Origin of the sequence: Phyllobacterium sp. SL163 (genome assembly GCF_049896885.1) — a bacterium.
GTDB classification, from domain to species: domain Bacteria; phylum Pseudomonadota; class Alphaproteobacteria; order Rhizobiales; family Rhizobiaceae; genus Phyllobacterium; species Phyllobacterium calauticae.
This window is the reverse complement of sequence record NZ_JAFCVE010000005.1, coordinates 262,669-287,577: the sequence shown is the minus strand read 5'-3', so window position 1 is coordinate 287,577 and position 24,909 is coordinate 262,669. Positions and strand designations below refer to the sequence as shown.

23 protein-coding genes are annotated in these 24,909 nt (G+C 56.3%); 14 read left to right on the top strand and 9 right to left on the bottom strand.

The window, feature by feature from the left end:
* The first annotated feature begins 9 nt into the window (after positions 1–9).
* The 3 genes from ACP7B1_RS13605 (at position 10) to ACP7B1_RS13595 (ending at position 1,606) form a co-directional block, all read left to right on the top strand.
* The gene (locus tag ACP7B1_RS13605; RefSeq protein WP_223614490.1) at positions 10–315 is read left to right on the top strand and encodes a putative quinol monooxygenase; all 306 of its coding nucleotides are present in this window, start codon (positions 10–12) and stop codon (positions 313–315) included.
* Between the two features lie 52 nt (positions 316–367).
* A complete protein-coding gene (locus ACP7B1_RS13600) occupies positions 368–682 on the top strand; it encodes an EthD family reductase (RefSeq protein WP_223614489.1) in 315 nt (104 codons plus the stop codon).
* 66 nt (positions 683–748) lie between these two features.
* Positions 749–1,606, top strand: coding sequence for a sigma-70 family RNA polymerase sigma factor (locus ACP7B1_RS13595; protein WP_346306844.1), 858 nt, complete (start codon positions 749–751; stop codon positions 1,604–1,606).
* A gap of 87 nt (positions 1,607–1,693) precedes the next feature.
* Here ACP7B1_RS13595 and ACP7B1_RS13590 read toward each other — a convergent pair whose 3' ends face one another.
* The 5 genes from ACP7B1_RS13590 to ACP7B1_RS13570 all read right to left on the bottom strand — a co-directional run bounded on the left by ACP7B1_RS13590 (position 1,694) and on the right by ACP7B1_RS13570 (position 7,199).
* Positions 1,694–2,635 (bottom strand): phosphatidate cytidylyltransferase, encoded by a 942-nt coding sequence (locus ACP7B1_RS13590; protein WP_346306845.1) that lies wholly within the window; start codon positions 2,633–2,635, stop codon positions 1,694–1,696.
* Positions 2,628–3,284 carry a lysophospholipid acyltransferase family protein gene (locus ACP7B1_RS13585; protein WP_346306846.1) on the bottom strand — a complete coding sequence of 219 codons (657 nt, stop codon included), beginning with the start codon at positions 3,282–3,284 and terminating at the stop codon, positions 2,628–2,630. The genes ACP7B1_RS13590 and ACP7B1_RS13585 overlap by 8 nt, the downstream gene beginning before the upstream one ends.
* 159 nt (positions 3,285–3,443) lie before the next feature.
* The gene (locus ACP7B1_RS13580; RefSeq protein ID WP_346306847.1) at positions 3,444–4,787 is read right to left on the bottom strand and encodes a phosphatase PAP2/dual specificity phosphatase family protein; all 1,344 of its coding nucleotides are present in this window, start codon (positions 4,785–4,787) and stop codon (positions 3,444–3,446) included.
* The gene (locus ACP7B1_RS13575; protein ID WP_426136968.1) at positions 4,784–6,562 is read right to left on the bottom strand and encodes a bifunctional alpha/beta hydrolase/class I SAM-dependent methyltransferase; all 1,779 of its coding nucleotides are present in this window, start codon (positions 6,560–6,562) and stop codon (positions 4,784–4,786) included. Before ACP7B1_RS13575 ends, ACP7B1_RS13580 begins: the two co-directional genes overlap by 4 nt.
* Positions 6,563–6,590: 28 nt before the next feature.
* Entirely contained in the window at positions 6,591–7,199 is a 609-nt protein-coding gene (locus tag ACP7B1_RS13570; RefSeq protein ID WP_346306849.1) for a CDP-alcohol phosphatidyltransferase family protein, read from the bottom strand.
* A gap of 340 nt (positions 7,200–7,539) precedes the next feature.
* Between ACP7B1_RS13570 and ACP7B1_RS13565 the strand changes: the two genes are divergently transcribed.
* The 10 genes from ACP7B1_RS13565 to ACP7B1_RS13520 all read left to right on the top strand — a co-directional run bounded on the left by ACP7B1_RS13565 (position 7,540) and on the right by ACP7B1_RS13520 (position 19,538).
* Positions 7,540–8,574, top strand: coding sequence for a LacI family DNA-binding transcriptional regulator (locus ACP7B1_RS13565; RefSeq protein ID WP_346306850.1), 1,035 nt, complete (start codon positions 7,540–7,542; stop codon positions 8,572–8,574).
* 16 nt (positions 8,575–8,590) lie between these two features.
* On the top strand, positions 8,591–9,868 hold the full coding sequence (locus ACP7B1_RS13560) for an ABC transporter substrate-binding protein (protein ID WP_346306851.1): 1,278 nt from the start codon (positions 8,591–8,593) through the stop codon (positions 9,866–9,868).
* 36 nt (positions 9,869–9,904) lie between these two features.
* The gene (locus tag ACP7B1_RS13555; RefSeq protein ID WP_346306852.1) at positions 9,905–10,756 is read left to right on the top strand and encodes a carbohydrate ABC transporter permease; all 852 of its coding nucleotides are present in this window, start codon (positions 9,905–9,907) and stop codon (positions 10,754–10,756) included.
* Positions 10,753–11,586, top strand: coding sequence for a carbohydrate ABC transporter permease (locus ACP7B1_RS13550; protein ID WP_346306853.1), 834 nt, complete (start codon positions 10,753–10,755; stop codon positions 11,584–11,586). Before ACP7B1_RS13555 ends, ACP7B1_RS13550 begins: the two co-directional genes overlap by 4 nt.
* 13 nt (positions 11,587–11,599) lie before the next feature.
* Positions 11,600–12,658 (top strand): ABC transporter ATP-binding protein, encoded by a 1,059-nt coding sequence (locus ACP7B1_RS13545; protein ID WP_346306864.1) that lies wholly within the window; start codon positions 11,600–11,602, stop codon positions 12,656–12,658.
* 22 nt (positions 12,659–12,680) lie between these two features.
* Positions 12,681–14,003 (top strand): MGH1-like glycoside hydrolase domain-containing protein, encoded by a 1,323-nt coding sequence (locus tag ACP7B1_RS13540; RefSeq protein WP_346306854.1) that lies wholly within the window; start codon positions 12,681–12,683, stop codon positions 14,001–14,003.
* Positions 14,004–14,287: 284 nt separating this feature from the next.
* Positions 14,288–15,367, top strand: coding sequence for a hypothetical protein (locus ACP7B1_RS13535; protein WP_346306855.1), 1,080 nt, complete (start codon positions 14,288–14,290; stop codon positions 15,365–15,367).
* A gap of 328 nt (positions 15,368–15,695) precedes the next feature.
* Complete coding sequence (locus ACP7B1_RS13530; RefSeq protein WP_346306856.1) at positions 15,696–16,274, top strand: PE-PGRS family protein; 579 nt, start codon at positions 15,696–15,698, stop codon at positions 16,272–16,274.
* Positions 16,275–16,371: 97 nt separating this feature from the next.
* The gene (locus ACP7B1_RS13525; RefSeq protein WP_346306865.1) at positions 16,372–18,087 is read left to right on the top strand and encodes a type I secretion system permease/ATPase; all 1,716 of its coding nucleotides are present in this window, start codon (positions 16,372–16,374) and stop codon (positions 18,085–18,087) included.
* An 11-nt stretch (positions 18,088–18,098) separates the two neighbouring features.
* Entirely contained in the window at positions 18,099–19,538 is a 1,440-nt protein-coding gene (locus tag ACP7B1_RS13520) for an HlyD family type I secretion periplasmic adaptor subunit (RefSeq protein WP_346306857.1), read from the top strand.
* 111 nt (positions 19,539–19,649) lie between these two features.
* Here the strand turns inward: ACP7B1_RS13520 and ACP7B1_RS13515 are convergent, their stop codons facing one another.
* The 3 genes from ACP7B1_RS13515 to ACP7B1_RS13505 form a co-directional block, all read right to left on the bottom strand.
* On the bottom strand, positions 19,650–20,381 hold the full coding sequence (locus ACP7B1_RS13515; protein WP_346306858.1) for a response regulator transcription factor: 732 nt from the start codon (positions 20,379–20,381) through the stop codon (positions 19,650–19,652).
* Between the two features lie 177 nt (positions 20,382–20,558).
* The gene (locus tag ACP7B1_RS13510) at positions 20,559–21,581 is read right to left on the bottom strand and encodes an LLM class flavin-dependent oxidoreductase (RefSeq protein ID WP_346306859.1); all 1,023 of its coding nucleotides are present in this window, start codon (positions 21,579–21,581) and stop codon (positions 20,559–20,561) included.
* Between the two features lie 189 nt (positions 21,582–21,770).
* Positions 21,771–22,745: a DUF2971 domain-containing protein gene (locus ACP7B1_RS13505; RefSeq protein WP_426136967.1), complete on the bottom strand. Its 975-nt coding sequence runs from the start codon at positions 22,743–22,745 to the stop codon at positions 21,771–21,773.
* 329 nt (positions 22,746–23,074) lie between these two features.
* On the opposite strand from ACP7B1_RS13505, the gene ACP7B1_RS13500 reads away from it, so the two are divergent.
* Positions 23,075–23,425, top strand: a complete 351-nt coding sequence (locus ACP7B1_RS13500; RefSeq protein WP_346306861.1) for a YciI family protein — start codon at positions 23,075–23,077, stop codon at positions 23,423–23,425.
* A 190-nt stretch (positions 23,426–23,615) separates the two neighbouring features.
* Here ACP7B1_RS13500 and ACP7B1_RS13495 read toward each other — a convergent pair whose 3' ends face one another.
* Complete coding sequence (locus ACP7B1_RS13495) at positions 23,616–24,908, bottom strand: cytochrome c (protein ID WP_346306862.1); 1,293 nt, start codon at positions 24,906–24,908, stop codon at positions 23,616–23,618.
* Position 24,909: the final 1 nt, after the last annotated feature.

The following is a 24,909-nucleotide window of genomic DNA, read 5'->3' as shown; positions in this document are numbered from 1 at the left end:
AGATATGCCATGTCCGACGAATCCGTCATTTTGATCAATCTGCTGAAGGTCAAACCCGGGAAGCAGGAGGCGCTGATAGCGCTCTTGAAGCAGAACATCGATACGGTGGTCCGCATGCTCCCCGGATGGAAGACAACCCGGCTGATCGCGGCAAAGGACGGCGCCGGCGTCGTCATTTACTCCGAGTGGGAGAACCCGGCAGCCGTTGAGGCAATGCGCAGCGATCCGCACATGCAAGCCTATTTCCCGAAGATCATCGAGTTGGCGAGTTTGGACTCGGTCATGGGCTCGGCGGTGTTGAGCGAAGTCCGGTGAGGGTGAACACACAAGTAAGTTTGTGCCACACAATTTACAAAGGAGAACCGCAATGGCCCGGATGGTCGTGATTTACCGGACACCAAAGGACGTAGAGGCATTTGATCGACATTACTTCGATATCCACGTGCCTCTCGCCAAGAAGATTCCGGGTCTCCGGAAATACGAGGTCAGCGACGGTCCCATCGCGACACCGTTGGGAACCCCTGATATCCATCGGATTGGAACGTTGTATTTCGACGACCTAGCGGCGATCGAAAGGGCGTTTGCAAGCGCGGAGGGACGGGCAGCCGGGGAGGATAGGCGGATTTTTGCGCCGGATGACTCGGGCGTTCAAATGTTCCTCTTTGACAACAGAGAGGTTTGAACCCAGCCGTGATACTGGTATCCAAGCCCTGGCGGAACAGAGTGGAAGCACTATAGGTCTCGACACATGAATACGGACGAATTCGAGGATCGGCTGAAAGCGCTGCGGCCACGGCTTCACCGCTACTGCGCGCGTATGACCGGTTCGAGCGTGGACGGTGAGGATGTGCTGCAAGATACCCTGATCAAGGCCCTGCGGGCGCGCGCGGAAGGCACGATTGTCGAAAATCTCGAAGCCTGGCTGTTCCGTATCGCCCACAATACGAGTTTGGATTTCCTGCGCCAACGCTCCCGCAGCAACGTTGTTTCGCTCACAGAAGATCTGGCAGATGCGACGATGCCCGAGTCGGATATCGTCGCGGTCGGCTTTCAAACGTTTCTGCGACTGCCCGAACTTCAGCGCTGCGCCGTGATTCTCAAGGACGTCCTTGGCCACTCGGTCGAAGAGATCGCGGCGATCGCCGGCAGCACACCGGCCGCGGCCAAATCGGCGCTTCAACGCGGGCGTGTAGCGTTGCGGCAACTCGCGCAGGCGCCTGAAGACACCCGACTGCCGCTGATGTCCGATCCGGACCGGCGGAAGATCACAGCGTATGTCCATCTGTTTCGAAGCGGCGATTTCGATGCAATCCGGGCCATGCTTGCCGATGACGTCAAACTCGATCTGGTGAACCGGCTCGAGTGGAAAGGGCGTGACAAGATTGGCCTTTATTTCACGCGCTATGCGGAAGAGACGAAATGGCGGTTCGCCTTCGGTGCGGTTGAAGGGCAGCCGGCCATGCTCGTCTTCGACAGCACCGGGCCGATGGACAGACCTGCGCATTTTGTCCTGATCGGCTGGTCGGATAGCCGGATTGTCGAGATCCGCGACTTCCTGTTCGCTCCCTATGTGCTCGAAGGCATAAATTGGGTGCAGTTGGGCTAAAAGGTTATGGTCGAAGTGCAACCCGACCCGGCGAGGCTATCAGCGATCCAGCCATTTGCCGCTTGATCTCGTGCCGGCGGGTTTACTTCAGGCTGTCCAGAAATAGCGAACGATATGAAAGAAGACCGGTGCGGCGAAAATCAAGCTGTCCGCCCGGTCGAGCATGCCGCCATGCCCCTCGATCATGTGGCCCCAATCCTTGACGCCGCGGTCGCGCTTGATCGCCGAAGCAACGAGCCCGCCGAAAAATCCCATAATGCAGGCAAGCCCCGCCATGAGCCCGGCTTGCAGGACGCTGAACGGTGTCAACCACGTCAGCGCTGCACCGAGCAAAGATGCGCTGACAATGCCGCCGATCAGACCTTCCCAGGTTTTGGAGGGGGAGATTTTCGGTGCAACCTTGTGTTTGCCGAAAAGCTTGCCGAACACATATTGCAGCACATCACTTCCCTGAACGGTCGCGATCAGAAATGCGATCAAAAGCAATCCCTTGCCCTGAAAGCCGGGGATGGAAAGCGTGAGCAGGGCAGGGACATGGCTGATGCAATAGACCGACAGCATGATGCCCCATTGCTGTTCGCTCACGCGCTCGAGAAAGCGCTCCGTATCGCCCGAAATTGCCGTCAAGGCGGGCATGGCAAGAAAGCAGTAGACCGGCACAAAGATGGAATAGAGCCCATACCATTCAATCCAGAGAAGGTAATATTGGATAGGAATGATGACGAGGAACATGCCGATGAGAATACGATGATCGCCGCGCCGCGTATGGGTAAGGGTCACATATTCGCGCAGCGAAGCAAAGGAGACAAAAGCGAACAGGAAAATGACGCCATTTTTACCGAAGAGAAAAGCGACGGAAATGCCGCCGATCATGATCCACCACGCCTTTATGCGTGAATTGAGGTTCACGAGCGTTGATGGCAAGACCTCCGCCGTGCGCCGGCTTTTCCAGGTGAGCATTGTTGCAACGGCACTGGCGAGCGTTAGCACACCGAGCAGGCCGAGAAAGAGCCAGACCGTTTCAGCCATGATTGAGCGCTTTCTGATGTTCCGGCGAAAGATCGAGCAGAGATTGGCGCGCCCTTTGAAGAAACTCTTTCCGGTCTTCATTTGGTTCAAGTGCGATTGGCGAGCCAAAGACGACGCGGCACAGGAGCGGGACTGGCAGGAAGGTGCCTTTCGGCAAGACGCGTGACATATTCTCGATCCAGCAGGGAACAAGCTCCACATCCGGCCGGGCCAGGGCGAGATTGTAGAGACCGGAGCGAAAGCGCAGTAATGGTTCCTCGGTCATGTTGCGCGTGCCTTCGGGAAAGACAATGAGTGAGCTTCCTTCCTGCAATGCATCGAGCATGACGACCATTGGATCCTCCGAACGCTCGACCCAATTGCGGTCAACCAGCACGGTGTTCAGCAAGTCCTTGGCGAGAATGTTCCGCAATTTATTGCGCTTCCAATAATCGGCACCAGCAACGGCACGTGTGCGCTGCCGCTCGCGTGGCGGCAGGCTGGAGGAAAGCAGAATAAAATCGCCATGACTGCAATGGTTCGCAAAGAAAATGCGCTGCCGGTCCGAAGGCGCGCATCCCTGCCAGATCGGGCGCACGCCCGTAATGCCGCGAGCCAATCCGGCAAGCACCATGGCGGAAATTCGCCTTAACGTTTCTCTTGCATTCATATGCGCCCCCACAACCCATAGGTTGTAATTACAGCGAATAGAACAAGAAAAAATGCAAAAGCAAGATGCAGTTTCAACAAGAGGCAGTTTGTTACAGCCATGACGCGATGGCCGTTACCTTGGCGTGCAATCGGTCGGCGAGTGCAGCGGCCCGTTCATTCATGGTTGTTTCACCTCTTGTGCAAAAGACACCATGTCTTCTGCCAGATGAATACGCCTGCCCCCGGCTTCGATTACCCTGATTGCTTCGGCTGCGGTTTTGACATTGCCATATTGCAAAAGCCAAACGGCAATTGCTGCTGCACTGCGCTGGAATCCAAGCACACAGCAAACGAGAACGGGGCCCTTGCACCGGGCAAGTTCGATGGCGTCGGCCGCTATGCGCAATTCGTCGTGTTGAGGCGAAACGAGATCAAGCACCGGGAATGACCGCCACGCAATCTCCACGCCGGAAGGCTTTGCAAGTTCGGCGGTCAGGTCAATCACGGTTATGAATTTCGACAGTTCACATACTCGCGGCAGCCGCCCCAAATGCACGTTCTTGCCAATGGCAACAGAGGGCGGGAGCTGGCGTGTCCAGATGCGGCTGTTGACAATGGCACCAAGGCGGCAAGGGGCCAACAGCCATGTGCTGGCGAGGGAAAGCGTGCCGTCAGTGCACTTCTGAAAGACGGCGGGGCCCGCACCGAAATAGCCGATTGATACGAGCAGGAGGGCCAGCGCCGGCCACAGGAAAAACAGGAAGGCCGCGGATGTCGGCGTTCCGATAATCGTTGCAAGCAAGAAGATCAGACTGGCCATTGCATAATAGGTGCCAATGCGCCGTGCCTTGGGATCATCGGTCAAGCGGAATGCGGCCACGGGTGAGGGCATGTGTGCCGGGAAGAGCCAGAGAGCAAAAAGACCCAAAAGCAGACCGGTGGGGATATCGATAAAATGATGCTGATAGGTCGTGAGAACGGAAATACCGATCAACGCACACCAGAGATGCCAGATCCAAAGAACAATGCCTGACAGACGAACGCGCCAATGCGTCCAGATAATCACCAGGAGAGCGATATGTAGGGAGGGCGCCTGGTTGAAGGGCTTGTCGAAGCCACCCAGCATATCGAACAGGAAGCCTGACGCACCGCTGGTCGACGGCTTGTGGAAGATGACGGTCAGGGGAAACGCGATGAAGCAGGTAACCGCGATGATCTGTGCTGTCAGGTAACGCTTCGCCAGGCGATCGACCTCAGCGGTTGTATCGTTAAAGAACAAGGAAAGTCCGTAGAACAGGTTGATCGACCAATAGGGGAAAATGGTCCAGGCAATGAAGGGAATGGCTTGTTCCCAGGCAAAGGTAATATTTGGAACGTTCTCCCGCTGCGAGGCAAGCCAATTGGCTGTCCCATAGGTCGCGTAGAACAATGGTGCGAGGCAGATGAGCCAGATCAGCGCACGTTTTGCGACGGCCCGGTTCAAGCGCCATTGTCCAATCGGTGCGACGGTGTTTTCAGTCATGTGCGTTCAGCGATGGAAACAGTGAATATGCCCCATTCATCGACAAGCTGGTCGATTTTCCTGAAACCCGCTGCCGCAACTAGCTGATCCATTTCAGCCTGCGTCCGGCGCCGCATGACCCATGCTTCGCCGCCACGGTGCGAGGTGAGCGCTCGTGCAATCATTTCCAGTTGCGGATGCCACGGCTGGTTGGTGTAGATCAGCATACTGCCGGATTGCATCGACGTTGCTAGCCCGCCAAGCGAGCGCTTGATAAGCGCGTTGTCGGGAAAGAGTTCATAAAGGCCAGATACAATCGCAAGATCGGGCGCGGGTTGGATTGCAGCCAGTTCTGCGGCATCGAAAGCATCCGCCTGATGAAAGCTCGCTATATCCTGGATGCCTCTCTCGGCGATGGATTTGCGTCCGGCACCAACATTGATTGGCGCATAGTCCTGCAGCCGGACGCTTGTCGGCTTGACTGCGGATTTGGCAATCGCATCGAGGACATAACGGCCATGACCGGCTGCGATATCGAGAATATGTGTCGTGTGGCCGGCATCCTTGAGTCTTGTCAGGGCGAAGCCGATAAGCTCTTGCAGATGCAGCTTGCGCTGACGAATGCCCCGCCAGCCGATCGCATTCAGGAATTGTTTGTCGATAAGCCTGCCGCCCGGTCCCATTCCTCTTGGTTCGTTCTCATAGACGTAGTCGAGGGTTGAGCCGGAGTCGAAACCGGTCTCGACGCCTGTTTTCAGTCCCTTCGAGAACAATGCACTGAAGCGGATGGACGAGCGGTAGATCGCCCAATAGAGACCTTTCAAGGAAAGCAGATCGTGCGGGGATGACAGCCTGTCCTGTTCATCGCGGGTAAAGCCCGTTTGATGGGCATTCGTTACATCCAGTGGCTCCAGTTCTGTGTCGAAGCATGCAAGAATGAACCGGCGCGCATGTGCCACGGCAATTGCACGCTCTTTCTCGCCAAGAGTATCATGGTAAAATCCCTTGAGCACGTGGCGCTCTTTGAGGGGGTGGGCCAGATTTTCATAGAAGCGATGCTGTGGCCCGTGCCGGACCACCCAGTCACTGCCGGAGATAAGCAACTGCGTCGGTACGATGATCGCGCGGGCATCCGCAACCACCCGCTCAGCGTTCGTATAAAGATCGAGCAGTATATTCGATGCGATGGCCCGCGTGACCAACGGGTCATTGTCGAACGACACGATGCGCGCGGGATCATGGGTCAGAAACTTGGCCTTGACGTAGGAATTGACGAAGAATTGTCCTTTCAATTTCTGCCAGAGCCAGATGCCTTCACGCGCGAATGGAACATAGAGTTTCACACTGAAAGCCGGAGAAGCCAGCACAAGCGCCCGGATACGCGGCGCATAGTCATGGACCCACGTTGCCGCGAGCACGGCACCCACCGACTGGGCGATAACCGCGATGTCCTCGATGGCAAAACCGCCGGTTTTGCATATGTGCTTTACGAAACTGTCGAGATCGCGCACCGACGCTGCAAAGGATGGGGAATAGCCGCGTTCGCCCGGTGAACGGCCATGGCCGCGGGCATCCCAGGCATAGAATGTGAAATCACCAAGGCCAAGTTCCTCAACCAGATGTGCTACGCGCCCACCATGTTCGTGACCACGATGCAGAAGAATAATTGCACCTCTCGGCTTTCCCGATCTGGCCGGCCATTTACGATAGAAAAGTTCGGTCCCGTCGTCGGTGGGGAAGCTACTTTCCTCTACTGCATCTGATGCCGCAGGATTGGAGGATGGATCAGTCGACATAGGCTTGCTCCGGAAGCAGAATTAATTTTCAGGAATTGGCGCGGCGTAGGCCCGCGCGAACACGGTTCACGGCGGTGACAACGGATAGCACGGCCATGAGGGGGAAAACCCAGCCGAACCATGAGGGCAGGATGATGCCACTACCGACAAGCGCGGCAATGATGCCGAGAGCCAATGCGCGGTCGCTTTTCCCGAACGGCCCGTCATAACCACGCCCGCCGCCGGTCATGACCCCGAGCACGCCCGCATATTCGGCAATCATTGCTGTGACGGCAAAAGCAACCACCCCTGCAGTGGCAAACGGTGCAACAAATGCGAATGGAAGGATCAAGGCCACATCCGAAACGATATCGCCAAGCTCATTCAGATACGCGCCGAGTTTCGATGCCTGTTCGAATTCACGAGCCATCATTCCATCAATGGCATTGAGTGCCATGCGAACAAAAAGCACCAACGGCAATAGCCAGAAAAGCAACGCATTCTGCGGGAAAACCGCAATCAATGCACCCGCTGCAATCGAGATGATTGTTGCGGCGACGGTCACCTGATTTGCGGTGGCGCCAGCGGAAACGAGTCCAGCAGCCAGGGGGCGGAGCAGGTTCTGAAAAGCTGGTTTGATGGAATAAAGCGTCGGCATGAAATCCCCCCATGGTTGTGCTTAATTTCACCACTCAACGGCTTGTAGCAGAAAATCCACGTCGGACTGGTTTTCCCGCATGAGATATTTGTTTCGGAAATGAAATCACTTCCGAGTCTATCATAAAAGCCGCTGATTTAACTCCGAGAACGGGCGCCTTTTCTGTCCCGATGGTGTTACCGACTTTCTTTTTGGCACATCGAAGCCGCTAGTGCGGGTTTCAGTACATTGTTCCTCACATCCCTACGATTCAAAATCAGGCCCATTCTTTATTTTCTGTATTGATAATTGACATCCAAAACGTTTTGGAAAACTATACCGCACACTTCTGGGAGGGGGCATGTCCAATCTGAAACAACTTGCGCAATCGCTCGGCCTATCCATCACCACGGTATCGCGGGCGCTTGACGGTTATTCTGACGTCTCGGCCAAGACAAAGGCGCGCGTGCTCGAAGCCGTGGCCAAAACGGGATATCAGCCGAATGCTTCAGCGCGGCGTCTGCGGCGGCAACGCGCTGAACTTGTCGCAGTCACGCTTCCAACTGCCCCAGGTCATATCGGACCACCACATTTCCTCGATATGCTTTCCGCCTGTGCGGAGCATCTGGCCATTTCAGGGCTCAACCTTGTCATTGCACCTGTCCCGCGCGGGCAGAGTGAACTCGAAATGTGTCGGCGCTTCATCGACGGACAGCGGGTCGATGCCATGCTGCTTGTACGTACCAGGCGCCATGATGAGCGCGTGGAATTGCTTCAGTCACGGGGCGTCCCGTTTGTCACGCACGGCCGGACGGAATCGACGAAACCGCATGCATTTCTTGACGGTGACGGCTTCTCCGGCTTTCGGGATGCCACACTGCGTTTCATTGCCGATGGCCATACGCATATCGGGCATGTGGCGGGGCCGCAGGAGTTTTCCTTCGCCCATCACCGGCGTTTGGGGTGGGAGGATGCCCTTCGCCGGGCCGGGCTTGCGTCGGAACTCATGGCTGAAGGCGAACCCACCGAGCATGGCGGATATGCCGCTGCAAAGGCGCTGATGAGCGGCCCTGTCAAACCCACAGCCATTCTTTGCGCAACCGATGAAATGGCGGTCGGCGCGTTGCGGGCATTGCGTGAAGTTGCGGGCGGCAACACCGTTTGTATTACCGGACATGACGACTTGCCTATGAGTGCTTTTACGGATCCGCCACTTTCGACAATGCGCGTGACCGGTGAGGACATTGGCGTTCGCATCGCTTCTCTGCTGTTGCGTGCCATCGATGGCGAGGCGCCGGAATCCCTCCAGGAAATACACCCCGTCGAATTCATACCGCGCGCCAGTCATTGCCGGTCGCAACGGCTAGCCGACAATGACGCAGGCATTCACGAATAATAATGGAGGAGAAGCAATGAAACGATCCCTGCTTATCGGGCTGCTCGCGGCCTCTGGCTTTTTGACTGGTACCGTCGCCAAGGCCGAAACAGTTTTTCTATCAACGCAGCTGCGTCCCATTGAAGAGGCAACGGCCGTGCGCAATGTGATCCTGAAGGGTCTGGCCGCTCCCGTGGAATATGTCGTTGAAGAACCGCCGCAATTTGCCGTGCGCATGGAAGCCGAGCGCCAGGCGGGAAAACATACAATCAGTCTTGTCGGCGCACTTCATGGCGAGTTGTCCCCCATTGCGTCGAAGGACGGCTTTGTGCCGCTTGACGATCTGGCTAAGCAACTTGCCGACAAGGGCATGCCAAAGGCACTTCTTGATCTTGGAAAACTCGGTAAGGATAAACAGCAATATATCCCGTGGATGCAGGCCACTTATGTGATGGCGGCCAACAAACAGGCACTCCAGTATTTGCCTGCGGGGGCGGACATCAACAAATTGACCTATGATCAGCTCATTGAATGGGGTCAGAAGATGCAATCCGAGACCGGACAACCGCGTATCGGCTTTCCCGCTGGACCCAAAGGTCTGATGGCGCGCTATTTCCAGGGATATTTCTATCCGTCCTTTACGGGCGGTGTTGTTCGCCCATTCAAATCCGCGGATGCGGCCAAGGGATGGGAAAGCTTCAAAAAGCTCTGGGCTGTCGTCAATCCCAATTCCACCAACTACAATTTTATGCAGGAGCCCTTGCTTGCCGATGAAGTATGGGTTGCCTGGGATCATATCGCCCGGCTGAAAGAAGCCGTCACGTCACAGCCGGACCAGTACGTGATCTTCCCTGCTCCGGCTGGCCCGAAGGGACGCGGCTACATGCCTGTCGTGGCTGGCTTGGCAATCCCGCAAGGGGCACCTGATGAAACGGGAGCCAAAGGCGTCATCGAACATTTGGTCAAACCGGAAACGCAAATTCTCACGGCAAGGAATGTTGGCTTCTTTCCAACGGTCGCCGCAAAACTTCCGGCGGATATTGAACCAGGCATTGCCATGCTGGCCGCCGGCGTGCAGGCAACGCAGCAGGCACCGGATGCTGTCATTTCACTGTTGCCGGTGGGTCTTGGGGATCGCGGCGGCGAGTTCAACAAAGTCTATATGGATGCATTCCAGCGGATCGTCATTCGCGGGGAACCGGTAACCGATGTCTTGAGCCAGCAAGCCGCGAGCCTGAGCAAACTGATCGGTGATACGGGCGCCCCTTGCTGGGCACCGGATGCACCAAGCCAAGGTTCCTGTCCTGTCGAATAATATCATTGGACGTGCACCCTCCCCGAGAAGTTGATCATGCAGAACGATAAGTCCTGGATTCCCTATGTGCTGATCGCGCCCTGCGTGATCTTTCTCGCGCTGCTCTTTCTTTTGCCGCTGGTCCAGACAATCTGGCTCGCGATTTCCGAAGGCGGCATGCCCTCTCTTGCCAATCTGCAAACCATGGCGGGGGATTTGAACTTTCGCTCGGCCATTCGCAACACGTTCCTGCTGACACTTGCGGTTGTACCGATCCAGATCATGATTGCCCTGGCAATGGGTTCCATGGTCGCCAAAGTTGGCGCCGGCCGCGAAACCATTCTCTGGATATGGACAATTCCACTTGGCATTTCCGATCTCGCGGCGGGCCTCGTCTGGCTGTCGATCCTGCAAAACAGTGGCTATCTGAACAGCATGCTGTTCACTCTTGGTCTCATAGAGCGGCCGGCCAACTGGCTGTCCTATCAGACGCCGATAGCCTTGTTTTTTGCTATTGCTGTCGCTGAAATCTGGCGTGGCACCGCCATTGTCATGGTCATCATTGTGGCAGGTCTCAATCAGGTGCCAAAGGAATTTGGCGAAGCGGCTGAAGTCTTCGGCGCAGGCCGCTGGACGCGGTTTTTCCGCATCACATTGCCCTTGATCAAACCTGCTCTTCAATCCGCATTGATCCTCAGGACAGTTCTCGCATTCGAGGTTTTCGCCGTGGTCTATGCATTGGGTGGAAGCAACATGCCTGTGCTTGTTGGCGAAGCCTACACCTGGCAAAACCAGAACCAGAATTATGGCGTAGCCGCAGCCTATGCGGTGCTGATCATGATCATCTCGCTGGCTGCCACATTTGTGTATCTCAAAGCCGTCAAGGTTGATCCGGAGCGCCTGCCATGACCACCAGCTCCCAACCGTCAAGCTTTGGTTCGGCCCGGTCTGTTCTTCTTTGGAGCGGCATCGCGGTGCTTTGTGCCTGGGTTCTCGTCCCGATCTATCTGGTAGCACTCGGCGCCTTTGGCGGACGAGGCGGGGTCTATCAATGGCCGAAAACCGTTTTCCCGGCTGGTGTTTCTTTCGAGCCGTTTCTACTCTTTTTGAAAACCGAAGGCGTGGCCGGCGCTTTCATGAACTCGCTTGGCGCAGCGGCGGTCACCGTTGTCCTGTCCGTTCTGATCGGAGCGCCAGCCGGTTATGCGCTCGCCCGCTACAATTTCAAGGGCAAGGACAGCTTTCGTCTGCTCGTGCTTCTGACCCGGGCTTTTCCACTCGCCATCCTAGCTCTGCCGTTGACTGTCTCCTTCATTCGGATCGGCCTTTACGACACCATCATCGGTGTCGGGCTGGTGCACACGGTTTTGGCTCTGCCCTTTGCCGCTCTCGTCACGCAGGGCATTTTCATGGGTGTACCACGAGAACTCGAAGAGGCTGCATGGGTGTTCGGTTGTTCGCGTCCCCAGGCCTTTTTCCGTATTGTTGCACCGCTAGCACTGCCGGGACTTGCCGCAACGGCGGTCTTCGCCTTCGTCATTTCCTGGAACGAGGTCTTTGCCGCCTCCGTTTTGACAGTCCGACACCGTACGCTGACGGCCTATCTTCTGACCGTTCTCGCTGAAAGCCCGCTGCACTACCGCTTTGCCGGTGGCCTGCTGCTTATCCTTCCCTCCGTCATCTTCATATTCGCGGTCCGGCGCTACCTGTTCGCAATATGGGGTATTTCCAGCAAATAATGGAGCGACCATCGTGGCCAATATCGTCATTGATCGCATTAAAAAGACCTTTGGTACATTCGAGGCATTGAAGGAAATATCGCTCGAAATACACGACGGCGAGTTTGTTTCTCTTTTGGGACCGTCGGGTTGCGGCAAAACCACATTGCTGAGGATCATTGCCGGGCTCGAAACCGAAACGTCAGGCAAACTTTTGATTGGCGCCACTCCCATCAATGGGCTGGCACCGAAGGATCGTGGTCTGGCCATGGTTTTCCAGAACTATGCGGTCTTCCCCCACATGACAGTGTTCGAGAATGTAGCCTTCGGTCTGCGCATGCAAAGGGCCGATGAACAGCGGGTGAAAAGACAGGTCGGCAAGGCTGCAGAGCTCCTGCATATCGAACCCTACCTTGATCGCTATCCGAACAAGCTTTCCGGCGGCCAGCGCCAGCGCGTAGCTGTTGCTCGGGCGCTGGCAGTCGAGCCGAAAGTGCTGTTGATGGACGAGCCGCTTTCAAACCTCGATGCTCTGCTTCGCCTTGAAATGCGCACGGAATTGAAAGCCGTTCTGCAGGCGTCGGGAACGACGACCATCTATGTGACCCACGATCAGACCGAGGCCATGGGCCTCTCCGATCGTATCGCCGTCATGTATAATGGCCGCATCGAGCAGGTCGGCGCGCCTGTCGATATTTACAGCCACCCGGCGAGCCGCTTCGTTGGTGGTTTCATGGGCAGCCCGCCGATGAATTTTATCCGGCTGCCGGTCACGAATGGCACTGTAAAACTCGGCAATATTAGTCATACAGTGCCCGCTCATTCAGGCAGTGACATTGTGCTTGGTCTTCGCGGCGAAAATGTTTCGATCGCTCCGCTTGCTGAAGGTTTACGCCTCGACGTGCGCGTGGCTGAACCAATGGGCTCGCATCTGCTCTTGACGGGTACCGTCGCGGAACAGCCCGTGCGCGTGATCCTGCCGCCGAGCGAAACAGTCAGGGCCGGTGACGCGATTGGCCTCAAGCTCGATGCAGACCGTTTGACATGGCTTTCGCCTGAAACCGGTCTTTCTCTCAATCACCCCATTGCATAACTCCACCTTCGAACGGGAAGCCATGACTGATTATCTTGAAGACGCGCGCCAAATTCTGGCCGCCAATGATCGCGGCGGTTACACAGTGCCGACCGATCGGCTCTATCCATTCCAGTGGAACTGGGATTCCGCATTCGTCGCAATGGGTTTTGCGACCTATGATGTTCCGCGCGCCTACCGTGAGCTTGAACGGTTGATCGAGGGCCAATGGGCCGATGGAATGATCCCTCATATAGTTTTCCACGCGCCAAGTGACACATATTTTCCTGGTCCGAATGTCTGGCGCACACACCACACGATTGCCACTTCAGGTATTACCCAACCTCCTGTCTTCGGAATGGCGCTGAAAAAAGTCCATGATGCTGCAAAACGTCGGGGACGAACGGGCACCGGGGAACGCAGCCGGTTCCTCTACGATGCGGCATTGCGTTGGCACCGCTGGTGGTATGAAGCCCGTGATCCTCAGAGCACGGGACTGGTCGCGCTGCTGCATCCATGGGAAAGTGGCAGCGACAATTCACCAGCCTGGGATATTGCGCTGGCCCGCGTTCCCACAACGACGAAAACCGATGTCATTCGCAAGGATACCGGCCATGTGGACGCCGCCATGCGCCCGCACGACGAGGATTATCGCCGCTTTATTCATCTGGTCGATACCTACGCCGCGTGCGGGTGGAATCCCGCGGAGCAATGGGCAGCCGCTCCCTTCAAAGTCGCAGAAATCCAGACGACGGCCATTCTTTTGGCATCCGGCGAAGCGCTGCTCGAACTCGCCCGCGAATTTGGCCAGGAGGCCGACGCGGAGGAGCTCGAGATAGTCAATGCTCGATCCCGCAAGGCGCTGCTGGCGCAATGGCGGCCGGAACTGCGGCGCTTCGTTTCGCGTGACCTGATTTCAGGCACTGATATTGAAGCGCCGACGCAGGCCTGTTTCTGTCCGCTCCTGGCGCTTGACCTGGAACAGACCATGCTGGAAGCAGCAATCGCTGAAATGAACGCTTGGTCTGATGGACTGAAAGTAATGTTCCCATCGACACAACCATCTTATTCCGGTTTCGAGGCAAAGCGCTATTGGCGCGGTCCGGTCTGGGCGGTCATCAACTGGCTGCTGATTGATGGTCTGCAACGCAACGGCAAAGATACAATGGCCGAGAAGTTGCGCCTTTCCACGGTGAGAGCCATCGAAGCAAATGGCTTTGCCGAGTATTTCGACCCCTTGACCGGTGAAGGTTGTGGCGGATTGGGTTTCTCCTGGACGGCAGCAGCTTACATCAAGCTTCTGCGATTGGAAGTAGATGGCTCAGTGAGGCGCGAGCGACCGGAGCTTACAAGCCCATCACGGTAACGCGCTCGGTGAAGGACCGTGGACCGAAACGTGCCAACTTGGCTGTCGCCTTGCGTTAAGAACCGCCGAAATCCTGATCGTCGGGACAATTCTCACAGTCAGATGCAACGTGAATTTGCCCGAAAAAGACTACGGCCAAATAGCTATCCCTACGCCCAGATGGCTGTAGATGAATTGCAGGCTCTTCTTTTTGCTAATCTGACTGCACAATAGAGGTTGGTCGAACCATGCGTTCCGCAGAGCTTCGCGAGGCGGGTGGTTGCAACTGGGGTGGAGTAACGATGATGGCGGATAATCGTCCCGTAGCGGAAGGGGTGCTCAACACGAGCACCAGCCAGAATGCGATTCCGGGTTCCGCTTCGGGGCATTTGGCGCTCGTCCCAACGTGGCTTCCCCTGGAGGTCGTGCCAAGCAGTTCAGCCGGCAGCGGCGGCGATGGCATCGCCATTGGCGTCATAAGCAGCACTCCCATGGCAATCTTCGCGCCTTCCAATGCCGCAATTGCTGGTCCTCACACTGTGGTTGAGGCACAGCAGGGCAACAATGCCTTGATGAATCAGCACTCCACCGAAATGGCTGGCATGGGCGGGAACGGCGGCAGCGGCAACGCTGTGCTCAGCGGCGGCGGTGGGGACACTCTCCATCATGCCGGCAGCGGCGGCAACGGGATTTTCTACGGCGGAATGGTAAGCGCGGATGTCGGGAGTTTCGTGCCGGTCAACGTTGCCGTAGCTGGAGGGCCGGGTTCACACGCGATTGCCGATCAATCGAACAATTCGGCCATGCTGCAGGGTACCACGCAGATTGGCGGAATCGGCGGCTCGGGCGGTGATCACAATACAACGATCCATGATTCCCCGAGTGGGTCCGGATCTGCACTCACCTATAGCGGTGATCTGTATGCGGGGCATGGTGGCAACGGCTATTTCATCGGTAGCATGGTCGACCTGAACGTAGCCATCTTCTCGCCGATCAATATTGCGGTCGGTGCTGCAGGCGGCTCGGCCGAGGCCCATCAGACCAACAACGCAATCTTCGATCAGGGCGCCATTCAGATCGCGGGCATAGGAGGCAATGGCGGCGGTTTCAATCTGAGTTCCGATACGATTTTCACCGGCAACCATTCATCGGGAAGTGGCGGGTCGGGCTTTTCGAACGGCAGTATGGTGGATGTGAACATAGGATATTTCCATCCGATCAACATCGCGGTACCTGCGGGCGGCACGGCCGATGCGCAACAACTTGATCACGTCCTTTACGATCAGCATGCGTTGCAAATGGCAGGCATCGGTGGGCATGGCGGCGATATCTCGCATGCCCATTCAGCGCTGGTAGACGACATTCTTTCGTTCATTCATGTGTAAGCACATGATCCCCGGATATGGCTGCGGATCTCCAGCCCCCGTGCGCTAACCTCCACCCATTTCCCTCTCAAATGCAATGAAATGCCAGCAGTGCCGGCATTATCATAAAAGGTCGCGCACCAGCGCGCGGCTATAGCCAGTTGGATGTTTTGGCGATTTGCCTCTTATGCAGCCGCACCCTCCCCAAAAGAACGTCTCCGAATATCTAGCTAGCTCGCAATGTAAATGGCGAGCACTGTTCTAGGGCGATTATCTTGCTTGGCGATGACATCGCCGGGCACCAGGACGTGGGAGAAACACTGACAAACCATGTAAAGGGAGTAAAGTTATGCCTATTCCACAATTATCTGACACGATCCAACTCAATCATTCCAACGCAGGCGACGCAAATGCCGGTAACGGCGGCGACGGCTACAGCTACGGAGATATCAACTACAATCCCAGTGCGTATGTCGCCAATTCACAGACGGTGTATGGCGCAGATACGGATCTGCATAATGGCGATCATGTATGGCAAACTGCAGATTGGGGTGCGGGGCCTGGTGGCCACGGTGGCTCAGCTGAAGCTGAGAACGGAACCCTTTCCTCCATCACCAACAATGGTGCTGGCGGTGCTGGCGGCGCTTCCACCTCCAACGGGAGTGAGACGAACGGCAGTGGTGGTGATGTAGCAGCAGTTTCTGCAGCAACAACGGCTACCCAGAATACCCAATTCTTCGCAGATCAGCATGCCACTATTCTCGCCGGCGTCGGCGGTAATGGCGGTAACGGCAATATTGCACGCGGTGGCGATATCTCGGCTGCAGTGGTTCACACCGATCCCACAACAACGACTCAGTCCGTATCAAATACTCTCGATCATTTCGACCATAGCCATGTCGATCTTGATCTGAGCCATTTGATCTGACGCTTTCGGCCCGTGAGGATCGTCGGGTCCAAACCGGCGATCCTCATCGACGGCCAGGTGTTTGCCTTGTCAGTACCGCGAAAACCGAGATCTGATAATGACAACGAATATCATACAATCCGAGCGCCAACCGACGCATCTGGTCGTGGCCTTTCGCGCCTGCGCAGGAGCCTTTGGTTTGGTTTTCATCTACAGTTGCGGTTACAACATCTTTCTGCTCGCACCATCGATCTATCTCCTCCAGATTTATGATCGCGTCCTGTCGAGCCGGAGCACCGACACGCTGCTGATGTTGACCCTTGTCATCGCTGTCGCGGTTGTTGTTGGATCGGTGCTCGATATCGTGCGCCGTGCTGCGCTTACCCGTATCGGCAGTTGGCTCGATCATCGAATGCGGCCAGTTGTCCTTACCGCCGCATTCGAATATGCAGCCAGGGTCAATACGAATGTTGCGGCCGATTGCTATCGGGATCTTGCTTCGCTGCGCCAATTCCTCGATTCCCCGGCGAGCGCGCTGCTTTTCGACATCCCCTGGGCGCCCGTCTTCCTGCTTCTGCTTTTTCTCGTTCATCCCCTGCTTGGAGCAATTGGCCTCTTGAGCGCACTTGCGCTGCTGTTTCTGGCCCTTCTAACCGAGCTTGCCACACATGAACCGCTGACCCACGCAAGTGCGGCGCTGGCGCGGAGCTACTCCCGGTTCGGAATGGCGCTAAAATACATCCAGGTGGTCCGGGCAATGGGTATGCAGGACGGAGCCGCGCAGGTTGTCTACCGCGATGCGGAGTTTGCGAGAATAGCGCAGGACAACGCAATGCACCGGACCGAGATCATTCTTGGTTTCTCGAAATCCATCCGCACGCTGACGCAAATTCTGGTGATGGGTGCCGCCACGTGGCTGGTACTGGCGGAAAGCAGCAGTCCTGGCATTATTTTCGTTGCCAGCCTGTTGCTGGGCCGTGGGCTTACACCGATCGAAGGTGCGATCGGCGCTTGGCGTTCCTTTGCGTATGCGCGTAACGCTTTCAACCGTCTCAACAGGATGTTGGTTGCTGTCGCATCGGACGCCGGCTCGCGCATGGTGCCGGTGCCTGAATCCAGCAGCCTCGTGCTTCAGAACGTGAGCTTCGCCGTGCCGTATGCCGACCGGCACATATTGAATGATGTTTCATTGCGCCTCGCGCCCGGCGATTGCGTGGCGCTCATCGGCTCATCGGGATCTGGCAAATCGACGCTTGGGCGGATCATGGCTGGCGTGCTGCAGCCAACGAGCGGAAGCGCGCTGCTTGGTGGCGTGGATATATCAGCGCTGCGTCTTTGCGGCGGTACGCGCCATATCGGATACCTGCCGCAGGACATCGAATTGTTCGGCGGCGCGATCAAGGAAGTAATCGGCCGACTCGATGGCGCGGATTCCGCCAAGGCAATCGAAGCGGCCAAGCTTGTCGGCCTGCATGAAGCCATCATGCGCTTGCCGCAGGGTTACGAGACCGACATCGGCGAGGGCGGCAGCTTGCTCCTGCGCGCACAACGACAGCAGCTCGGACTGGCAAGGGCGGCTTACGGCAATCCAGCCCTCGTTGTGCTTGACGATCCAAACTCGAGTCTGGACTATGACGGCGAGCGTGTCCTGTTCAATGCGATCCAACGCATGCGAGCCAAGCGGATGACAGTTGTCGTTATCACGCACCGGTTGGGTGTTCTTCCAGTCACCAACAAAATTGCGATCATGCGAAACGGCACCATCGATGCCTTCGGCGATAGTGACGAAATTTACGACACGTACCTTCAACCGCCAGCGCGAACGGGGACATAGGAGGCAGCGAAATGGCCCTCGTTCAATTCGATATACCGCTCAAGTTTTCAGGTGTGCTTAACACATTGCGTCATGCCATCGTAAAGTCGGATCAAAACAAGAAGCACTTCGTCTATGTGCCAATCGCTGGACCAACCAGTGGGGCGCTGGCACCTGCTTCCCCGATGCCGAGGCTTCGAAATGTCGCCTTGTTAGGCAACCTGCTGATCGGGGTCTTCATTATTGGCCTTGGCACCTGGTCGATCTTTGCGCCACTCAAAAGCGCGGCCATCGCCGCAGGTGTTGTCGAGCCTGAAACGAGCCGCAAGGTTATCCAGCATCTGGAAGGCGGTATCGTGCGGCAGATCCTTGTCAAGAACGGCGACGCTGTGAAAGCTGGCCAGGTTCTCTTCCAGCTTGACGACACGAAATCACGCTCGGAGCGCGACAGTCTCCAGGGACAGCTCTGGGATGCCAAGGCAAGTCACGCGCGCCTGAGTGCAGAACAGAAGGGCAGCGACCGCGTTATGTACGGCGCGGATCTCGAAATCCTCAGAGTGACCAATCCGGCAATCAACGGCATTCTCGACGGACAAGATCACATCTTCGAGACGCGCCGTCTGGTGATGAAATCCGAGATCGCCATCACGCAGAAGAAAATGGATCAGGTGCAGGAGGAAATTTCTGGTCTTGTGGCACAAAAGTCGGCGCTGACGCAGCGGGTGGAAATCGCGCGACAAGAGCTTGATGCAGTCTCCCCGTTGGCGGCCAAGGGGCTTGAACGAAAGACCAGGCTCCTTGTTCTGGGACGGGAAATAGCGGATCTCGATGGCCAGCTCGGCGAAGTTATCGCCCAGATATCACGCGCATACCAGGTCATCAGCGAAAGCCAAGCCTATCTTGTGAAAATCGAAAGTGACCGGCTAAACGAAGTCGCCCAAGGCATTCGCGACACGGAAAGCCAGATATTGCAACTGAGCGAAAGATTGCGGGCAATCGACGATCAACTCACGCGGACCGCAATCAGAGCGCCAGAGGACGGGGTGGTCATTGACCTGCGCATCCATACCGCAGGCGGTATTATTGGCGCTGGCGAGCCGCTCGTCGATCTCGTGCCGCGCAACGGCAGTCTTGTTGTGTCCGCGCATGTGCGGCCAGAAGATATCAACCGCGTGCATTCTGGACTCGAAGCGCAGATTCATCTGCTTCCCTACAATCAACGTCGCGTACCGTTGCTGAAAGGTGTGGTCGAATACGTCTCCGCCGATCGTCTTGTCGATAAGCAAAGCGGCCAAGCTTACTACGCCGCAACAATTCGCGTGACCGACGAACGGTTGGCGAAGATGCGCGATGTTGCGCTGATTCCGGGCATGCCTGCGCAGGCGCTGATCGAAACCGGGGAGAGCAGTGTGGCGTTTTACGCGGTCAGGCCGCTCCTTGACAGTTTCACCCGCGCGTTTCGCGAAGATTGAACGACAGCAAGCGGTGCGATACGGATCGCGTTGCGCAGAGAGATTGGTGTTCTGGACTATTAAGTGCGCTTGAGGATTCTGGAGAAGACGTCACTCAAAATAGTCCAGGATCTATTGCGCGGGAATGTCTGACGTTACCCTTTGACCAAGCCGTGCGACCACTTCGGTTCTGTTCTGCACCTGCAATTTTCGCATGATGTGCTGCAAATGCATTTTCACCGTATGATCCGAAAGATTTAGTTTGCACGCAATGACTTTGTTGGGATGTCCGCATTGCAGTTCTGCAAGAACATCCGCTTCGCGCGGGGTAAAATCCGCAATCGACATATAGTGTGCGTTGCTCTCGATTATTCTGCGCGGCTTGTCCTGGGACTTGTTGCGCATCGCCGACGCGTTCGCGTGTGCGACAAACGGGTGCGGATAGAAAACACCACCGGCAAGGATGAGCCGCATGCCCGCAAGGGCGACGTCGATCGGAACTGAGGTTGTGAAGTAGCCGCGAATGCCCATCTCAAGCGCCTGAGAGGCGACCAACGTATCATCCATGTTGGAGAGAAGGGCGATTGAAGCCTCAGGAAACATGTCTCTAATTACGTCAAGATCGTAGCAGAGACTTGCGCTGTCGAGAGTTCTTCCAGCCATGTCCAGTGCGATGACATGCACATCCATCCCGAGAGCACTATCGAGTGTCTTGACTGAGACCATGTCGATGAAGTCCCAGCCCGCAAGTTCATCCTGGAGGAGCCGGATGATCGTTGTGCGCACGAGTGTATGTTGTTCTATAACGATTACCGTCGGCGTATTGTGTGCCTTGCGGCGTTTTGTATCTTGACCGATGGACACGTGTTGCTCCCTATTTGGATGTATTCCAATCCATTTTAGCCCAGCATACTATTCCCGTTCTTCATGCATGTCATGATTATAGTGGGATTAGATCTTGTTCTACATCGATATACATCAATTGGGCTATATACGCTTTCGATCCAACTCTCAGCGTTCGGAGAATTTCGCTGGACGCCGTCACCTCCATCCGAGCGCGGGCGCAACGTGCGTCAGGATTGCCTCGAGCACATGTACATTGTAATCGACGCCCAGCTGGTTTGGCACCGTTAACAGCAAAGTATCCGCCTCCATGATGGCCTCATCCTGCGCGAGCTGTTTCACAAGCGCTTCGGGCTCGGCTGCATAACTGCGGCCGAAAATGGCTCTGGTGTTTTCATCAATGTAACCAAGCGAGTCTCCTTCCTTGCTGCCATTTCCGAAATAGGCGCGATCGCGGTCATTCATCAATGCAAAGATGCTTCGGCTGACGGAAACGCGCGGTGTCCAATTGTGGCCGGCTTCCTTCCAGGCGTTGCGATAAGCACGTATTTGCGCCGCTTGCTGAATATGGAACGCCTCACCTGACTCGTCATTCTTAAGGGTGGAGCTTTGGAGATTCATTCCTAGCTTGGCCGCCCAGACCGCCGTCGAATTCGAACCAGCGCCCCACCAGATACGCTTTCGCAGGCCTTCGGAATGCGGCTCGAGGCGCAGCAGACCGGGCGGATTCGGAAACATTGGTCGTGGGTTTGGTTCAGCAAAACCTTCGCCCCCGAGCAGGCCCAGAAAAACCTCGGCGTGTTGACGTCCCATGTCAGCATCGGTGGCGCCATCGTTTGGCTGATAACCGAAATAACGCCAGCCGTCGATGACCTGTTCCGGGGAGCCCCGGCTCAGCCCAAGCTGCAGCCGGCCGTTTGAGATCAGGTCCGCCGCGCCGACATCTTCGGCCATATAGAACGGGTTCTCGTAGCGCATATCGATGACGGCAGTACCGATTTCGATATTTTTGGTTTTCGCTCCAATTGCCGCCAACAGCGGGAAGGGGGAGGCCAATTGCCGGGCAAAGTGATGCACGCGGAAATAGGCGCCATTCATGCCAAGCTCCTCAGCAGCGACAGATAAGTCGAGCGACTGAAGAAGAGCGTCTCCGGCTGAACGGGTTTGCGATTGGAGGGAAGGCGCCCAATGGCCGAACGAAAGAAAACCGATCTTCTTCATGATATCATCCCTAAAAAGGAGCAAACCCCGTCGCTCGGGGAGCGCTCAATATGGGGCCGGATACCAATGGTTGTAAGTGCGTTGAACACAGTGTTCGAAGAGTGACACAAGCGGCGCGTGCGAAGGTACAGTTTTCGCCCGACAATGGATGGCAGACCACGCGGCAACCAAGCTTGGTGTTCCGCTGTGTTACCCCATCGCTTTCGCACGAACAGGCAATTTTGACATGATCACTTTCGCAGCGGGCTGCGGGACGTTTTTCTCCGCCAATTTTGACACGATCTCTTCCCGGATGGCGTCGGCATTCATTGTGGGGCCAATAATGACCCGCGAGATCAGCTGAGGAAACTCCAATCCCGTGATGTTCTCCGTTGGCCGATTTTTGAGTGGCAGTTTATAAATCGTCCTGTTGCTGCCCTCGACAGCAGGGTTGTGTTTAATAAGCATGGGCGAAGGCCACAGAAGCGGGTTGGTCAAGACTCGCCATTCCCGCTCATCGCGAAGGCCAGGGTGTTTGGAACATACGGCCGCGAAAAGCAGCATCAAAAATATAACTTCGCGTAGCACGGGCCTGTTGGTCTGGGATATGAATTGCTGATTGTCCAATATGGACGCAGTGACAGTTTCGAACTCTCCAGCGAACTGCTGTCTTGTCCAGTACGCAACCGGGCTCGAATAAGCTTTCAACGCCTGTGCCACTTGCATGAACGGGGAAGTGTCGACAACGACCGCAACACCGGTTGCATCCCCTTCAAAGGCTCGCCACAGCGACAGGCGTCCGGTGTTGTTCTCGTTGGGATCGTGTTCGGCTACAGACAAGACATATGTCTCGTTTCTCAAACCCGGCAGCCAGTCCTGAAATTTCGTTATGCCTTCGTTCCAAACGCCCGGTGCACATCGATCGAGCGCGTCAGCGAGTGCAGCACCGCCTGAATTGTTGATCCAATGCTGCAGTCTTTCCAAGCCGGTCTCGATGTCTTGGTGATCGTTCATATCCCGGGTGTTTCTGAACTCGATCTCTTCACTGTCAAGAATTTGGAGCAGATTTTTCGACGTGGTGTAGTGGACGAACCGGGATTCCGGTTTGATTGCTGCACGGCTTTTGAAAGTGCTCGGCATGAAGATGCTGAGCATTTTGATAACGGCCGGATCCCAATTTTCCATAAATATTTCCCTTGGATTCGGCGCGAATCCGCCAACTCGCTTGCAACTCATCTGTACGTGTTTAGCGCGCATTCCTTTGCGGGAGAAGGTATTTCAAAGCCGGGCTGGGCTCTAAATCGTGTATAGTCGAGCATCGCGAAACAGGAGTATTGGCGGCCATAAGGCCATGTCAAAAGCCCGATCTTGCATTGTGTGTTCCCTCAACCTTGAGACAAGTGGGATTTTTTTCAATACGGATGTCGATTTGGCAAGAGCTGGATCGTTGTCTTGATAAGTGAGCCAGTTCAGCGGCAATGGTGCCCGCAGCTCGCCGAAGGAGGAATTGTCAAATGCGATTCATGTCAATCGTCACATCCGCCCACTCCCAACCTCCCACGCCGGAACTCATGGAGGCGATGAACAAGCTCGCCGACCGGGAGATCAAGGCTGGCCGCATGCTCGACATGGGCGGACTCACACCAGTCACGATGGGTGCGCAGGTGCGCATAGCAAACGGACAGCTCAGCGTCATTGACGGCCCTTTCGTCGAAGCAAAGGAGGTCATCGGCGGCTATGCAATCATGGAATTTGGCAACAAGGACGAGGCCGTAGCGTCGGCGGTCGAGTTTATGCAACTGCACAAGGACTTCATGCCGGGATGGGAAGGCACGTGCGAGGTTCGTGCGTTCGCCGGCGCTTGAGACAAAAAAACGCTCATCCGGTCGGTGGCCATGACGGCCGCCGACATTCATCGGGTGCTCTCGCCATCTGGCGGAGCGCGTAACCCCGACTGATCACCAGCCTGGCAAGAATGCTGCGCGAACTGGCTTGCTCAAAGGAAAGCCGTCAGGGGCCACACGTCGTTTGCGACCGTTGGCAACAGTGTTGCCTTTAATTGCCGTGACGGATCGAGGCAATGTCCGCCGACTTGACGTTCGTTTCCTGGCCACCCCATGTTGCCCGTGCCCAGTTGGCAAGATCCGCTATCTGTTGGTCCGTCAGCTGGTCCTTGAACGCTGGCATCGGCTGCATGCGTTCGAGACCCGGGAAACGTTGTGCGGGAATGCCATGCAGGACTGTGCGGACGAAATTGCGCGCGTCATTGATGCGCAGTGACGTGTTGGTGGCCAGCGGAACCGCGACATGCGGAATACCTTCGCCCTGGGCGCCATGGCAGCCCGAGCAAAGGTTGAGATAAGTTCCCCGTACCGACGCTGTAAGCTCGGGAGCCACATTGATCGGCTTGGGCGCTGGTGGCGGCGGGGATTGGTCCGGCACGGCATCGAGGTTGAACAGGTAGGCCGAGAGTGCCTTCATATCGTCGTCGGTCATGTACTGTGTCGAGAAATGGACAACCTCGAACATCTGGTTGGTCATCGCACCCCCGGCGAAAATGCCGGTCTTCATAAAGCTCGCCAGCAAGGGGACGTCAAATCCCATGCGTGTCAGCCCATCCTTCGTGACGTCGGGCGCTAAGACGCCTTCAATGATCGTTCCCTGCAGATACCGCGTCTGCTCCATGCCTTGCATCAGGTTGCGCGGTGTGTGGCACTCGCCGCAATGGGCGAGCGCATCGGCCAGGTAACGGCCCCTGTTCCATAATGCGGATCGTGCCGGATCATTTGCCGGCACCGCGCCGGGCAGGTTGACAAGATTCCAGAAGGTCAGCGTGCGGCGAATATTGAAGGGAAACGCCAGGTCGTTATCCTGGTTTTTCACCGGCATGGGTTCACGCGTCATCAGATAGCTGTAGACCGCATCGACATCTTCCGGAGTCATCTGCCTATAGGAGGCATAGGGCATTGCCGGATAGAGATGTTTCCCGTCCTTGCCGATACCATCGCGAACAGCACGTTGGAACTCATACCGGGTCCAATTGCCGATACCATTCTCCTTGTCGGACGAAATATTGCTGGAATAGATCGTGCCGAACGGCGTTTGCATCGGCAGCCCGCCGGCCCAGGCAGCCCCGCCCTTTGCCGTGTGGCAGGCATAGCAATCTGCGGCAACCGCGATATAGGCGCCGCGTTGCGCCAATGCTTTCATCTCGTCCGCAGTCAGGGGCTGCTCGATGTCCTTGGCCACGGCGCTTTTCTCGAACAGACCGGCAAAAACGCTGCCCGCAACCAGACCGCCGCACACGATCAGTATCGCCATTATCCAGAGGAGCCTACGCAACGTCATG

Coding starts and splice junctions, on each gene's coding strand:
- ACP7B1_RS13605 (WP_223614490.1), top strand. CDS start 10: ATGTCCGACGAATCCGTCATTTTGATCAATCTGCTGAAGGTCAAACCC.
- ACP7B1_RS13600 (WP_223614489.1), top strand. CDS start 368: ATGGCCCGGATGGTCGTGATTTACCGGACACCAAAGGACGTAGAGGCA.
- ACP7B1_RS13595 (WP_346306844.1), top strand. CDS start 749: ATGAATACGGACGAATTCGAGGATCGGCTGAAAGCGCTGCGGCCACGG.
- ACP7B1_RS13590 (WP_346306845.1), bottom strand. CDS start 2,635: ATGGCTGAAACGGTCTGGCTCTTTCTCGGCCTGCTCGGTGTGCTAACG.
- ACP7B1_RS13585 (WP_346306846.1), bottom strand. CDS start 3,284: ATGAATGCAAGAGAAACGTTAAGGCGAATTTCCGCCATGGTGCTTGCC.
- ACP7B1_RS13580 (WP_346306847.1), bottom strand. CDS start 4,787: ATGACTGAAAACACCGTCGCACCGATTGGACAATGGCGCTTGAACCGG.
- ACP7B1_RS13575 (WP_426136968.1), bottom strand. CDS start 6,562: ATGTCGACTGATCCATCCTCCAATCCTGCGGCATCAGATGCAGTAGAG.
- ACP7B1_RS13570 (WP_346306849.1), bottom strand. CDS start 7,199: ATGCCGACGCTTTATTCCATCAAACCAGCTTTTCAGAACCTGCTCCGC.
- ACP7B1_RS13565 (WP_346306850.1), top strand. CDS start 7,540: ATGTCCAATCTGAAACAACTTGCGCAATCGCTCGGCCTATCCATCACC.
- ACP7B1_RS13560 (WP_346306851.1), top strand. CDS start 8,591: ATGAAACGATCCCTGCTTATCGGGCTGCTCGCGGCCTCTGGCTTTTTG.
- ACP7B1_RS13555 (WP_346306852.1), top strand. CDS start 9,905: ATGCAGAACGATAAGTCCTGGATTCCCTATGTGCTGATCGCGCCCTGC.
- ACP7B1_RS13550 (WP_346306853.1), top strand. CDS start 10,753: ATGACCACCAGCTCCCAACCGTCAAGCTTTGGTTCGGCCCGGTCTGTT.
- ACP7B1_RS13540 (WP_346306854.1), top strand. CDS start 12,681: ATGACTGATTATCTTGAAGACGCGCGCCAAATTCTGGCCGCCAATGAT.
- ACP7B1_RS13535 (WP_346306855.1), top strand. CDS start 14,288: ATGGCGGATAATCGTCCCGTAGCGGAAGGGGTGCTCAACACGAGCACC.
- ACP7B1_RS13530 (WP_346306856.1), top strand. CDS start 15,696: ATGCCTATTCCACAATTATCTGACACGATCCAACTCAATCATTCCAAC.
- ACP7B1_RS13525 (WP_346306865.1), top strand. CDS start 16,372: ATGACAACGAATATCATACAATCCGAGCGCCAACCGACGCATCTGGTC.
- ACP7B1_RS13520 (WP_346306857.1), top strand. CDS start 18,099: ATGGCCCTCGTTCAATTCGATATACCGCTCAAGTTTTCAGGTGTGCTT.
- ACP7B1_RS13510 (WP_346306859.1), bottom strand. CDS start 21,581: ATGAAGAAGATCGGTTTTCTTTCGTTCGGCCATTGGGCGCCTTCCCTC.
- ACP7B1_RS13505 (WP_426136967.1), bottom strand. CDS start 22,745: ATGGAAAATTGGGATCCGGCCGTTATCAAAATGCTCAGCATCTTCATG.
- ACP7B1_RS13500 (WP_346306861.1), top strand. CDS start 23,075: ATGCGATTCATGTCAATCGTCACATCCGCCCACTCCCAACCTCCCACG.
- ACP7B1_RS13495 (WP_346306862.1), bottom strand. CDS start 24,908: ATGACGTTGCGTAGGCTCCTCTGGATAATGGCGATACTGATCGTGTGC.